The following is a 14,624-nucleotide window of genomic DNA, read 5'->3' as shown; positions in this document are numbered from 1 at the left end:
CTTTTATATTGATACGAACGAAAACAAAAAATGTCAGGCATCTGCTGCAGAAACGTAGTAAAAATCAAAGTATTCGCCCTGTCCCTTGCAGACAAATGAATAAATAAGGTCTCCTCTTCTGAAGGAATAGATATATACAACGTACTTGTTATCAAATTCATTTACTTCGATAACATCTGAATAGAGTTCAGTTGTGGATACAGTTACCCTTCCGCTTAGGGAATTTTCTGATTCGTTGAGCTTGTTTATACATACAACCTCAGGAAAAACAACTGTGGAGTTGCCCTCATATATTGGGTCTCCTAAAATACTTTTCAGCTTTGTTATGGTATCTATATTGGTGTTTCCATATCCAAAATAATCTTTTAAAACATAGACAGATTCTATTTTGATGCTGTCATCAAGGGAATCCTCTTCCCCTTTTCCGTAATAAACTCCTTCTATCTGCTTCATATATACAGCGATGTCATCATCCATCTGATAAAGAACCTGACTGCCCTTATAGTAGTCTGCGGCCTCCTGAACTGTTTTGCCCAAAAGTTCACTGTAAACTATGCTGTCACTGGAAAATGCACCTGAGTAGATCTCATTTTCACCATTGTCATAAAGGACGCCTTTTCCGTTCTTTTCTCCAAGATCAAACTCTCCAATATATTCAAAGGTCCCATCTTCTCTGTATAAAGTTCCCTCTCCGTCAAAGAGATTATCGTGGAACTGTCCTGTGTACATGGTATTGCCACTTGGATAATTTAAAAGTCCCTGTCCCTCATACTTGTTGTTTACAAAGTCACCTTCATAGACAACATTCCCTTCTTTGCTGTAAAGGGTACCTTTCCCTGTAACATAGCCCTTTTCAACCTGTCCCTCATAGGCCAGATACCCTGACTTCCCGGTTATCCTGACATTATCACTGACAAGTCTTAGTCTCACGGAATCATACTTGTAAGTCTTAATTCCACCGTTTTGTCCGAACTGCTTGAAAATTGAGGTCTCAGATGCAATGTAATAAATACTTAAAACACCTATAACAATGATCATTGCATGGACAAGGCGCCTTGATATCATCCAGCCAAAGACCGTAATATAGTCATTTTTATTTCGTGGCTTTAGGTTAAGGAAACTGTAAAAGAAGTCACGAATCTTGGCTATTATCTTGGTCCTGATAAAGTTCCAGTTAGTAAGAAGCTTTAACTTGGATACCAGGCCGGCCCATCTTGATTTAATTGTCTGGACTAAAACAGTAAAAAGGTTTTGCACTTAGACCCCTCTCCTTTATTACAGATGAAGTGCCCCAAAGGTAGCTTCGTCAGCAATTCCGTTATTTAAGTACTTCTCACTCTCAAACAGATACCACCTTGAAAGTTCGTCACCGGGAGCTGCCTTTAGCAGATCTGAAAACATATTTCTTGCCAGATAAAAATCTTTTTTCTCATAAGTCTCAAGAGCTTCCTTAAAGAGTCTTGAGGTGTGGATCTTGGCATGCCTTTCGCTTTGTCCGCAGGCATCCATAACTTCATAAAGCTTGATATTTTCTGTGTACTTCTCGCACTTGATATAGCCTATATACCTGACTGACCTGTCCTCATACTCTCTAAGATAGATGTACTCAGTTATAACAAGTCCTAAGTGGAGCCTGTTAAAGAACTCAACATAACCTGTAAACTCTTTTGATATGTCGCCGTCCAGATATGTAAGTGCAAGCCCGTCATTTCCAACTATTCCAAACTCGAAGGTGTCAAAGAAAATAAAGGCTGAATTAAAGACATTTCCATGCATGTTGATGTCATGAATGATCTCTGCTGCATAGTCCACCATAGGTTTATCCGACATCATGAACAGCATTTGGAGTCTTGAAAGGTCTGTACTGTTTCCAACAAGGATACAGTCATTTCCTTTTTGCCTCTGCTCAAGGGCTGTGGTCACTGATAAAAGAAGCTCCTTTTCAAGTCCCTCCCCAAGCTGGATCGTCAAAAGCCTTCCATCAATCTTTGTCCTTTCACCATTTTTGACATCCATAATTGATTCTTTGCCCAGAGCAAATTCAATATTTTTAGGAGCATATTTAAAATATGCTTCAAATACCTTAAATCTCTTATAGTTGATCTCATCTACTCTCTTTCCTATTTCAAAAAGAGAATCCCACATATTTTTCAGATCAACTCCTGCAGTTGCAGGTCTGTCGGGAATCTTTCTTCCAAGTGCACATTCACGAAGGGCATCCTCAAGATGCTTAAGATCTCTTGAATTAAGATAATAAATGCCCAAAAGTATCAGACTGCCGACAGCGAACAGGGCTATAAAAAGAACTACGTAGAAAAAGTTACTCTTATTAAATCTCTCATTGACCCTTGTATCATCGATAATTCCTACGATCGCATAGTCAGAGATGAAATCATCATCCGCTACACCTACTGCCAGGCAATCCTCTCCGCCAAGGTACAGCTCGCATACCGAATACATTGCTGTGCTGTTATGAAGATCATCTATAACATCTGAAATTGCATTTCCGAAAAGAAATACAGCGCTTTCGTTGTTCCTTCCACTTCCGCTTGTAACAACCATGCCATCAGCAAGTCTTACGATAAGAACATCGTAAAATACTGAAGAGTTGCCATTTCTTTCAAGGAAATCTGTCAGAGCATTTTGCGTCTCAAAATAGTCATTACTTTCAAAATAATCCTGGGCTCCATAATCAACGGCTCTTGTAAGTCCGGATTCATCTGCAAGAGCCTGCATTGAAATGATTCCAAACCTGACATGCTCCTGCTTTCTGGCTGTCATATACTGGCCACTTATGTAATAGATGCTGCATCCAACAAGTATCGCCAGAATAATCTCGAACAGAACAAAGGAATACATTGTCCTGTTTGAAACTATCAGCATGTTGTAAATAAGCCTTACTATGATGAGCCAGATGATTGTTCCAGCTATCCATACAATGAAGTAAGCCCTGTACATTATGAATTCTGCAGGTGCCGACAAAGACATGGATGATACTGCAGCTGAAACTCTTTCATCCTGTGCAAAATATCCTGATGGCTCATCCTCGTCGGTCCTGATAGTCAGGCCGCCGTTTTCATAAATTGCAGATACAAAGAATCTTTCAGGATCAGCCTTTCTTATCATCACGTTTTCTGTGGCATGTATCTCGTGTCCTCTTTCTGACGGACTTGCCATCTTATCATGTGAAAAAGATACAACCCTTACCTGTCCGCCATCCTTTGAGATCGCAGTCACATAAATTCCGCTGTTGTCTACTGTAATGGATGAAAGAATATCTTCATCCAGATGAAATTCACTTGAAATTTGTAAAAGATTCAGCTTTGTATTAAACTCTCCGATGCAGTACTCGTAATGCTTGCCCTCCTGGTACTCGTCATCATTTTCAGTTTTTGAAAAAGCAACATATAGATTGCCGTCATAAACTGTAAGGGCAAGAATCCTTTCCTGATCGATATCTGCGCTGTTATAGACATTTTTGACTTTGCCCTTGCTGGTAAGTCTGTACAGCAGCGCAAAATCCTCAAGATTTTCACTAAAATAGATTCCCTCGTTCGTAACAAGAGATCTGGTATAGGATGTGTATTCTGTATCATGAACGTTTCTGGACATGACAAACGCAAAGATAACCGCTGATACAGCTATACTCACTATATAAATTATTGGTAACAACCTCTTTCTTATATTCATGCTATCCCTCACCACGAACTACTGTACAAGCGATTCTGTTCCAATATTCTTGAAATTATTGAATATGATCCTAAGCCACGAGCCATTTCCGAGTACAAATCTTGATATAATAAGACTCAGTGCGATAATTCCAAGTATTACGCATATCCAAAAGAGAACACCGAATATATAATTCGAATAAAGTGAAAGCCATAGCTTCAACCTGCCAAACAGTGATATTCTCTTATCTCCAACTGCCGCTATAGTAATGTCCCTATAAAGCTCTGAGAACTTTGAATAGCTTCTGTTGGCACTTTTTTTCTGAAGAAGGATAAAGCTGTTGGCCTTCTGTGAAGCCTTTGCCTCAAGAAGCACCAGGATTATTCTCGCGCACTCTACTACGCAATCCTTCTCAGTGATATTAAGATCAAAATCCTTAAGATCTATGGCATAGCTCATAAATATATTGTTGTCTGATGACAGATTAAGCTGGTTCTGGGTCAAAAGAAGATACAATAACTGATAGGGAAGTGCCAGCTGCATACAGGCTATGATCGTGTTGATACATATGTCTTCACACACCTTTAAGCTGTACAGTTCTCCTGCATAGAAATCAAAGAGGTTCCTTTCCCTCCTGTATGGGAAAACAAGAACATGGATTCCTTCACAGGCAAAGCTGTCAACAAGGGCGGAGTTCTCAACAAGGTCAAGGCGCCTGAAAGCTTCCAGAACATTCTTTATACATTCATGGTCCTTGACCACAATAACTGTATAAAGACTTCCACCGGAAGACTTTAAGTCTTTACATATGTAGCAGTCATTAGTTTCACCGATAAGCTTTGTACTAATGACTTCCAATTTCATTTTTGATGACTCAAAAATCATTGGCACTCCTTAAGAACTATTTCATCTTCAGTTCCGGTACATCCAGCGTAAATCCTTCAGCAATCTTATCTTCCCCTGCAGGGCCGCTTACGGGCTCAGCATCGGGATTTTCCTGCTCTTTTTTAACAATTGCATAAGCGTATGTGCAGATAACAGGCATATCAGTGCAATAGATCCTTATCTCATATACGCCCTCCTTGGCAGGTGAAGTATAAATACCATCTGCAGTGATCTCGCCACTTCCAGGAGACGTAAGTTCATAGGTTATACTGCAGTTTTTCATGTTGTTAAACCTTACTCCGAAGAAGTGATTGGTCTTAGGTCCCATAACAATTGTCGGAGTCTCAGCGGTAATTGACTTGTCATAATAGTAATCAACCACATCGCTCTCATCGCCTGATGCAAACTTAATGGCGATCCATCTGTAGGTGAGAACCAGATATTCAACATCTCTTAAAAGTCTTGCTGCAACTACAAAGCTTCCCTTATCATTTAGAACTCTTACGGCAGTTTCAGCATCAACCGACTGACCTGATTCCTTGGAAAAGAGCTCCGGATTACCGTAAATTGTATTTCTGGCATTGGCTCCAAGAGTCTTGTCCTGTGAAATATACTCATAACCTATAGAAACATAGATATTTCCCTTTCCAAGCCCGTGAGCAATTTCTCCGGAATACCTTATATCGCCTGCCTTTGCATTCTTGCCAAGAGGAATCTCAAGTATTCCTGTTGCAAGATATCTGCCAAGGTCAGCATTTTGAGCCGGGCTATCTTTTGTATCAGCTACAAAGCTTTCTTTTATTTTCTTTTCCCTTATATCAACGTCTTTTACAAAGTACTCAAGATACCTGTTTTTTAACAGTTCCTGCGATGGCGCTGATATATAGTTCTTGATACCGATTTCGGATATCTTTTCGATAATGTAGGTGCCTTCTGATCTGACAAGACTTATATCTGCAAGCTTGATGTTTTCGCCCGCTTCCACACTTCTCATTTCCAGATTCATAATGGCTGTAGCTCTGTTTACAAGCTCCATCGGAGAAGCGTCTGTGAGTTTTAGTTTTATGGAAAAACTGCTGGCACAAGGCACTGCCCTGTCATCCTCAAAAGCTGAACAGGATCCGCTCTTTAAGATGATCTCTGAGTCAATAGCGCTTGTCTTATCAAGTCTTACCCAGTACTCTTTTACAAAGGTCTCTCCGGCAGAAAGTCTGAGGTCATCAATGTCTATATCCAGAGTCTTCTCATCATCAGGAGTTGTAAAAGCAGGAAGCTCCAGCACTCCCTTGCATGAGATCTTGCAAGGATTATTTGTGAGCTTTTTTATCTCAACAGTTATCTTGAAATTGCGTCCCTTACAGGCTGTGTTCGGGATTATGATATTTCCTATATAGTTCTCACTTGAAAAGAGATTTTCTGTAGCCAAAAACTCTGTCTCAAGATCGTAATTCTCCTCATAGTCCTCGCTGTCGATAAGCGACAGTTCATAGCCCTCTTTTATGCGGTTGTTCTCATATTCCTGTTCACCATTTTTATGGCTTACGGAATACACAGGATGAACCTCTGTCTCCTTGTATTTAATGATCAGGCTGGCCGATGAAGTTTTTAGATTCTCATAGCCTTCTATGGATGAGAGCTTTAAAACCACAGAACTGTCAACTACAATTTCTCTGCCAATCCCGTCGATTGCCACTCCGCTTTCAACCAGGATGGACAGATCATCAAGACTAAACACTCCAAGTCCGCAAACAATACCGGATCCATACATAAGGCTGTTCATGAATCTGGACTTGTTGACGCTGTAATTCTGTTCTGCCAAAAAATCAGCGCTGGCAAGCTCTTTTCCCTTGTAGTAACGGTTTTTTTCAAATGGATACAGACGATTATTGCCCATTATTTAGTCCTTTCTATTTTTTCCTATTTACAAAGTCCCATATAATAGTTCTCTAAGAATACTGGTATGACCGGTTTTCTTGTATTCCTCATCAATAGCGCTGCACAGGTCCTCATGCTTTATGACTCCATCTCCTGCGGCCGCTTTGTAAGCTGCAGATAAGGCAGCAGATTTTATGCTGCTTCCCGGCATATCTGCGTATCTTGCATATACTTCAAACTTAACGTCTTTAGAGAGCTTAACCTCTTTTGGAAATACCTTCTTCCACATAAGGAGTCTGTCTTTTTCCTGGGGAGCTTCGATGCTTATGATATAGGTGATCCTTCGCTTGAATGCATTATCAAAGTTCTGCATTACATTGGTTGCCAGGATCGAAATCCCCTCATATTCCTCCATCTTCTGCAAGAGATAAGCTGTCTCCGAGTTTGAATATTTATCATTAGAGGATGAAACTTCTGTCCTCTTGGCAAACAGGGCATCTGCCTCATCAAAGAAAAGAACCACATTTGAATCTTTTGCGGCTTCAAACACTGCCCCAAGATTCTTTTCGCTCTCTCCCACATATTTACTGCTAATCTGCGAGAGGTCTATTCTGTATATATCAAGTCCAAGTTCATTGGCAAGAACATTGGCAGCCATGGTCTTTCCTGTGCCAGGTGGCCCGTAAAGTGCAAGTACAAGCCCCCTTCCATAGGGAAGCTTTTTGGAAAAGCCATATTTATCAAGCACTGTATTTTTATAGATTACCCTGTCTATCACTTCCTTCAGCTTGTTCAATGACTCATCCGGAAGAGCTATATCTTCAAAGGTGTATGCACTTTCAAGTCTTGTTGCAAGGCCGTTAAAAGATACATTGCAGGAACTTCTGATATTCTTTTCAAGGACCTGTCTGTCAACAATAAATTCCTCTTCAAAATCTGTTTCGGAATCATTCTTACCTATCACATCTTTTGCGCAGTTAACTAAAACCTCTTTTATCTGACCTGAATTTAATCTGTACTTGGAAGTAATCTTGTCGAAATCCACATCATCTGCAAAATAAATATCTTCTCTTTGAGAAAAGTATTTATACATGGCTATCTGCTCTGTCTCATTAAGTCCCTGGAGAGTGATCTCATAAACTTCAAGATCAGAAATACTTCCTCCCGGTTTCTTTTCGCAGCCTGCCACAAGGATATCTGCCCTTAATTGTATGTAAGAGATAATCTGGGTAAGGGTTCTCAAAACGCCCTGATCATCTAAGCTTTCTCCATTGCAATCTATATAGATCTGATAATTTTCAAGATATACTTTTTGGAGAACTCTCTTTAGTATCTTTTGCCTCATCTGTTCCTTTTGCGCCAGATACTTTTTAAGACTTAGTGTCAAAAGACCTTTTTTCATCTGGCAGGAAAGGCGCCTTGCGGCAAATCTCTTTCCTCTGCCTTTGGTTCCCTCAAAGAGAATAATTCCTTTCTTTTGGCGAATACCAAGCGTCTGCACCACAGACCAGGCTTCCAAGATTTCTTCTTTATGGGAAAGCATTTCAAGATCAAGGCTCAGAAGCTCTTCATAGGATTCTTCTTTGCAGCAAAGTTCTGCCTCACCGAGAGGTAGCTTTTTTTCACAGATAAAGCTCTCTATCCCGCTTTCAAGTTTCATTGGTGCCGACAGCGAGAGTCCTTCCGATTCCCTGAGCGGTTCCATAAAAACCTCATTAAGAAGGCTATTTTCTGATAGAAGTTCGCATTCAAAAGAACTCTCCGGAAAAATAAATCCGGCATAAAGGCAAATATCTCTATATGATAAGGATTTTTTGGACAAAGAATTGTCTACGGACTCATAGAGGTCTTTACAGACATAGAAAATAAGCGCAAAAAAACTTATCTCTGACAGTCCCAGATCTTTATCTTTTTCATAAAGACCGTCAAAACAAGTTCGAAGCGAATCTGTATTTTTTCGATTGTCAAAACCTCCATTGGCAAAAGATATCAAATCAAGCACAAATCCTCGCCAGTCGTCTGTTTTTTGTTCCAAGAATATGCCCTCGATACCGTATTTTTTAATGCAAAATCACATATATATTTTATCATAATTAAGAGTTTTTATGTTTGCCCTAACATAAACAAGGCGTGCACTATTTTAATGCACGCCTTGCTCTAAAACCGCTTGTACTCTGTTATTCATCAAGCATTTGATCCCAAGGATCCTTTTTTTGTTTATTAAAATTTAATCTTTTAGCAGTATTTAGAATAAAGTCTGTAAATCTGAAATTCTCGTCCTGCATTCCCGGAATAAAGAGGATGGATGCACCAAGTGCTATGCTTATAATGGTAATCGCAATAAGCCAGTTCCTTATTCCCTCAAACTTCTTACCTGCTGAAAGAAGTCCTGTACTCCTGGTTGTGGGAACATTGGTGTAGTCTTCGATAGTGCCTGCTATTCCCAGGCCCTGCGGATCCCCTATTGCTCCTGCTACCGTCGGTTTTACTATTACTGTATAGTCAGAAGCATGACCAAGTTCATAGGATACATCTCCGTTATTATCAACCTTGGAGCTATCAACAAGGTTAAGCTCTCCCTTAGATGGATCATAGTAATAAAGGTTACCGTAAAGGCCGGCATTTGCCTTATTTACATTCATTGTAAGTCTTGCTGTAAATCCAAACTCACCATCATGGGCTATATTAAATTCATAGTGCGGATAACTATCTGCCATCTGGCTGATAAGGCTGGATGGGATATTTCTGGAATTGGCTGTAACTCTAAGGTCAACTCCATCACTTTCTATATCTGTAACACTTGTTCCATTTATGGTCCATCTATAGTCGTCCGCCATCTTAAGGATAACATCCACATCCTTATTCTGAAGATTTGAGATAAATGTAGCAGGGACATTGCTTGTTCCCCTCATATCTACAGAAATTGTTGCACCTTCATCAGCTCTTTTAACCTCAGATGAAATTGAAGGCCAGGTGCTGGTAAGCTCCTCTCCGATATGGACATTGCCTGTGGCATCATATATATAAGGATCACGTTTTATCTCAATCTGACTAAGATCGAGCTTTCCGCTATCTGACGATCCTGAAGATTTTTCCTTACTGCTGTTCTTATTTCCAGAAGTCTTAGAGCCCTGCGAGCTTCCGCCTGCGCCTGAACCTGATGCGCCACCGCCAGCTATTCCATTTGGAGTAGCTGCAAGGGAGGTTGCACCACTTGCTTTTGATGAGGCTGTGCTGCTTCCACCGCCATTTTTACCCTTTTTGTAAACCTCTCCAAGATTTTCAACCTTGTCCTCTGCCACAGCATAATATACATAGCTTTTGGTGCTATCTGCAGGAATATCAAACTCACCTTTATCAGATGAGTATCCGCCCTTAACTGTATCAGCATCCGGCTTACTTGATGGAGCATATGCTGCCTCATACTGAATAAGATAGTACTTTGCAACTCCGCTTAGCTTATCAGAAGCTACAGCCTTGATATGAGCAACGCTGCCATCCTGCACTACTGCCATGCTCTTAATAGTCGGGCCTTCTGTATCATGTATTATTCCCTTGGTTGATACATAGGCAATATTTCCGGCAACATCCTGGATCCTTACACATACAAAGCTTGCATCATTATCCGCGATCTTGGGATTTGTGCTCTCGGTGTATTTGATCCATTTGTTTTTGGCTGCTGTTTCAATGTCAGAAGAGTCTGCCAAAAGCTTTGATGAAATATAGTACTCAACCGAAGTAACTCCGGAGAGCACATCATCATATGTTATGTGTATACCCCTTCTTTCCCTTGTGTAAAAAGCAATCTCCTTGGAGGTATTTATCTTGGATGATGAATGATCACCTACTCTTACAGTACCTGTAGGAGCAGTCCTGTCTATGTTGACGGTGGCTGTTATAGGCGATGAAAGAACCTCACCTGTTGAAGTATTCTTTAAATATAGTCCCGCACCTATTACCATACCTTCACCTGTTATGGTGTATTTAGGCTGGAAGGCACCATCAAATGCGGTAGATAAGTTATACCCTGGAACTGTTACTACTACGTCACCGGTGTACCAGTCTTTCTTGGTAGTGCTGCTGTTATACATAACAGTGATATCGCCGCTGCTTCCAACAATTGAGAATTTTGTTTTGATGACTCCTGTATAGTTGCCCTTACCTGTCACTACTACAGTAGGCGCCTTGGCAGCAGTCTTTTTAGCAACTGCAGTGTTGTTTTCATAGGAAATGATATAGTCAATCCCTGATGAAAGCTCAGTTGTCCCATCAGTCACCTTGGCAATAGGCTCAACCGGGGATCCTGTATAGGCGTACTCTTCCAAAGGTGTCGTAGAAGTAGAAGACTCTACAAGCACTACCGTCATGCCTGATATATCCTTGGGCCTGATTCTGCAGTTAAGTGTCTTTACATAGTCACAGTACCCTTCCTTACCGCAGAATCTCACCTTGACTTCATATATATCCGCAGCTATAGCCTCAGGAATTGTATCGGTCTCTGCCTCTTTTTCAACTGAGTACTTTACAGCTGTGATATTTCCCGAAGGGTAAGTTCCATTTAATGTAACAAGAGGTATTGATGCTCCTGTATACTCAGCGTCACAGGCTGTCACAAGAATCTCACTTGCAGCTATCTCATCACCGATTGAGAATGTCTGGGACAGAGAACCTGTATAGTTGCCCTTACCTGTAACTGCTACAGTAGGTGCATCAGTATCCGTGGAGAGCTTTTTCTCTTTGTTATTAGAAAAAGCTACAGTATAATCTGTTCCCTCTTTTAGAACATATTCTGTGCCGTCAATGTAGTCAGTAATTGTAACTTTAGGCTTTACCTCATTCCCACCGTTATACTTAAAGAACTGGTTGCTTCCATCAGAGGGTGTAAGCTCCATTGTAGTCGTAGAGATACTCTTTGCCACAATATTGGCTGTAACTACATTGGCAGAGGTTTTACCTGCGCTGTCCTTGCAATTGATAGTAATATCATATTGCCCGGCTGCTATGCCCTTTGGAATACTCTGGGAAGTTGTAGATGTTGTCTTACCTAAAGTGTCAGTATATTTTATAGCAAAGTCTGAAATAGTGATCTTACTAGCGTCATAGTCTCCTATTGTCACAAGAGTGTGCTCAAGACCGTCATAAATGGAGTCATTTCCTGTAACAGAGATATCTATTTCCGCATTTGTTTTTGAATCCGTGATCTTGATTATGGTATAAGTAGAAAAACTGTTTGTTGTAAATTCTACTGTATCGCCATTTACATCAGCTCCAACTTCATCTACGCTGCCGCTGTCATCGCTAAAATGGTATACCCTAAGCTCAGCATTATCATCCTCTGAAACATCCTGCGCCATACCCAGCTGAGAGAATGTAACGCTTACTTCTCCATAATTTGTATCCGGTTCTATTTTCTCTCCGTCTTTATTAAATATCGTTATGTCAAAAGAGATAATATCTTCAATTTCTTTATCTTCAGATATACGCCCCGAAAGCTCGCCTTCTATATACTCAAGGTCATCTCTGCCGCCCAGGGCTGATACTTCAAGAAAGGCACCTTCAGGAAATACTCCTTCAGGAGCTGATACCGAGATTGTGATTCCGTCAATTGTCACACTCTCATTAAATGGATAAAGCTTTTCTTCTTCAGTTTCATCAGGAATAATAGTTACTCTTATTCTAGGAAGAACGGCATTTTCTGAAATCTCGTATTCATCAAGAACAGGCACATAGGTGTAGTAATCGCCTACATTCTCCTTAAATGAAAGGAACTGATTGTGAGAACTTGCGCTCTCATCCAAAGTCCAGGTTATATCTTCAAGGATAGCCCTTGTTCCCTCTGATAGTTCTTCTAAGTCATCTTCCATAGCATAAACTACGGACAGGGCCCTTACTTTATTAAAAGAATTAATGGCACTTCCAACTATTGTGCCGTCAGTACTTTCAGGCTCTGAATTTTCAGGTTCTGCATTTTCAGGCTGCGAAGGTTCTTCCTCTGTAGAAGGTGCAGGTTCAGAAGAAGGCTGCGTCTCTGCAGGCACTTCCTGTTCAGTTTCAGAGGTCGTCTCCGGCTCTGTATTTGCGGGAGTTTCTGTATTATCACCTGATTCTGTATTAGCAGGAGTTTCTGCATTACCTGCAGGCTCTGTATTTTCTACATCACTTCCTGTAGTTGCAGCATCTTCATTTACAGTTGCTTCACCTGCTGCCTCTGGATTTGTTACTTCGCCGCTATTTTCTGCAGCGCTTGCAGCTGATGCTCCGTTTAAAGAGCTTTCGCTCGTTCCTTCTGTACTTTCCTGACTTGATGCAGAGCTTGCCGCACTTGAGCTTTCTGTAGATGCACTCGATGCTGCACTTGAAGCTTCACTTGATGCACTTGAAGCCGCACTCGAAGCACCACTTGATGAATCCTTTTTACCAAAAGATAAAAAAGTAACACTAAGTGATGTCGGGAAAACTATGTCTGATTCAGATGAACCAACCATTAGTTTCTGATATGCAACTGACTCCGAAAGTGTGTCAAAATCAGTAATATACATATCCTCATATGGATCATCCGCCTCTACTATAAATGTCCCTATACTTGTAGTCGTGCAGGCAAGCGCTGTGGCCATACATATGGCTAAGGCTTTTTTAGCTTTCTTGTTCAGCATATTAATTCTGTTCATCAAAGCTCCTCCTGATCATCTGGTGCTTGTGACAAGTTCAACATACTCTGCCGGAAAGTCTTCCTTTGCAATTTCCTCCAAGTCTAAAAATTCTGTCGAGCAATAACCTATAGTATCTCCTGATGCAACAACCTTGCACCACTCATCGTCTTTTTCAAGAACATATCCCTTAGAGCCCGGGTACAGCCTCTTTAGAACCTTCGCATTTAAAGAAGGCTCTTCCCTGACTCTTAGATTTGATTCTGTATTATTTGTTACATAGGAGTAGTAAACAATTTCTGCTTCTGTTGCAGGCTCTGTTGCAGGTTCTTCTGCAGGCTCTGCCTCAGTCTCTGCAGGCGCCTCACTGGTAGCTTCAATTGCAGCTACAACTTCCTCAATCTCTGTCTTGGTCTCTACTTCAGCTGTAGCCTCTGTTGTACTTTCCTCGGCCTTTTCAACTCTTCCGACCACTGTCTCAGTATTTTGGGCCTCTATGACTTCATCTGAGTACTTTCTGTTAAATACAGACAAGTCCCTGCTAAGAAATGCAAATGCAAAAAAAGCAACAAGTACATAAAAAACAATCATGAATATTAAATAGTTTTGATTTTTTTTCATAGCCTACCTCATTCTTCTTTTGCAGTTTCAGCAGGAAGCTGGATATAGACGCCCATACCCTTTCCCTGGCTGCTTCTTGCATAAATATTGCCACCATAATAATCTACAATCGCTTTTGCCTGAGTTAGACCAAGCCCATTTCCGCTTATCCTGTTACTTCCCTGGAAATTGAGTTCAAATATATGCTTCGTTTCATTTTCTGAAAGACCATTTCCGCTGTCTTTTAGTACTATAAATATATCGTCATTTATAGTTGAGATCGTAATAACTAAAGTGCCCTCTTTTTGCATGTACTTTATAGAATTATCTATGATGTTCTTGAACATGATCTTAATGCGTCTGGCACTTGCTCTTACCTCAAGTGCCTCTTCTGTTGCCACGACATTTATTGTAAGTCCTGCCTGACGGGCAGATTCTCTAAACTCCTCAGCAGTTTCTTTTGCAATGGCGATAATATCCACCACCCTGTTTTCCTCTCCATCTGCTGCCGGAGGAAGGAGTGATGAAAAAGCATCATCATTAAAACTATTTACTCTCTCAGGTTCTTTATTATTTCTTTCCTTTTCAAGAGCATCAGACAGTTCCTTATTCTTGTTTCTCTCATCCACAAGACAGAGCTCAAGATCATCCATCTCTTTTTTGATGGATGCAACTTTCTCATCGCAGTCCCTTACAGTCTGTGCATTCTCAGCACGCATTATTCCGATTTCCTGTCTGAGATCATCAAGGTCATCCTCATCCGTTTTGGCGCTTAGTGACACATATGTAAAAAGAATAAGCGAAATGCTGTGCAGAACAAAAAGAACTATGATCAGGTAAAGATCAAAATTAAAAAAGCCAAATATTACAAGTACATATAAAACACAAGATGAAATTAGTAGAATTTTCTGATCCCTGCTTAAGTTACCCCATGTAAACATCTGATAG

General features: G+C 40.6%; 8 protein-coding genes. All 8 read right to left on the bottom strand.

Annotated elements, in window-relative coordinates; all coding sequences use genetic code 11:
- Positions 1-33: 33 nt before the first annotated feature.
- The gene (locus tag C4S54_RS00085; RefSeq protein ID WP_103867729.1) at positions 34-1,257 is read right to left on the bottom strand and encodes a hypothetical protein; all 1,224 of its coding nucleotides are present in this window, start codon (positions 1,255-1,257) and stop codon (positions 34-36) included.
- A gap of 18 nt (positions 1,258-1,275) precedes the next feature.
- Positions 1,276-3,690 (bottom strand): hypothetical protein, encoded by a 2,415-nt coding sequence (locus tag C4S54_RS00080; protein ID WP_103867728.1) that lies wholly within the window; start codon positions 3,688-3,690, stop codon positions 1,276-1,278.
- Between the two features lie 18 nt (positions 3,691-3,708).
- Positions 3,709-4,554 carry a hypothetical protein gene (locus tag C4S54_RS00075; protein ID WP_103867727.1) on the bottom strand — a complete coding sequence of 282 codons (846 nt, stop codon included), beginning with the start codon at positions 4,552-4,554 and terminating at the stop codon, positions 3,709-3,711.
- A gap of 16 nt (positions 4,555-4,570) precedes the next feature.
- Entirely contained in the window at positions 4,571-6,448 is a 1,878-nt protein-coding gene (locus C4S54_RS00070) for a hypothetical protein (RefSeq protein WP_103867726.1), read from the bottom strand.
- A 27-nt stretch (positions 6,449-6,475) separates the two neighbouring features.
- Positions 6,476-8,464 (bottom strand): ATP-binding protein, encoded by a 1,989-nt coding sequence (locus tag C4S54_RS00065; protein ID WP_103867725.1) that lies wholly within the window; start codon positions 8,462-8,464, stop codon positions 6,476-6,478.
- Between the two features lie 142 nt (positions 8,465-8,606).
- Positions 8,607-13,097: a hypothetical protein gene (locus tag C4S54_RS00060; RefSeq protein WP_103867724.1), complete on the bottom strand. Its 4,491-nt coding sequence runs from the start codon at positions 13,095-13,097 to the stop codon at positions 8,607-8,609.
- A gap of 15 nt (positions 13,098-13,112) precedes the next feature.
- Positions 13,113-13,697: an SH3 domain-containing protein gene (locus C4S54_RS00055; protein WP_103867723.1), complete on the bottom strand. Its 585-nt coding sequence runs from the start codon at positions 13,695-13,697 to the stop codon at positions 13,113-13,115.
- A gap of 8 nt (positions 13,698-13,705) precedes the next feature.
- On the bottom strand, positions 13,706-14,617 hold the full coding sequence (locus C4S54_RS00050) for a sensor histidine kinase (RefSeq protein ID WP_103867722.1): 912 nt from the start codon (positions 14,615-14,617) through the stop codon (positions 13,706-13,708).
- Positions 14,618-14,624 lie beyond the last annotated feature (7 nt).

The sequence above is a fragment of the Butyrivibrio sp. Su6 genome (assembly GCF_900108105.1).
In the GTDB taxonomy this organism is placed as follows: domain Bacteria; phylum Bacillota; class Clostridia; order Lachnospirales; family Lachnospiraceae; genus Butyrivibrio.
Note: the sequence above shows the minus strand (reverse complement) of the source record. Positions and strands in the feature narration are given on the sequence as shown.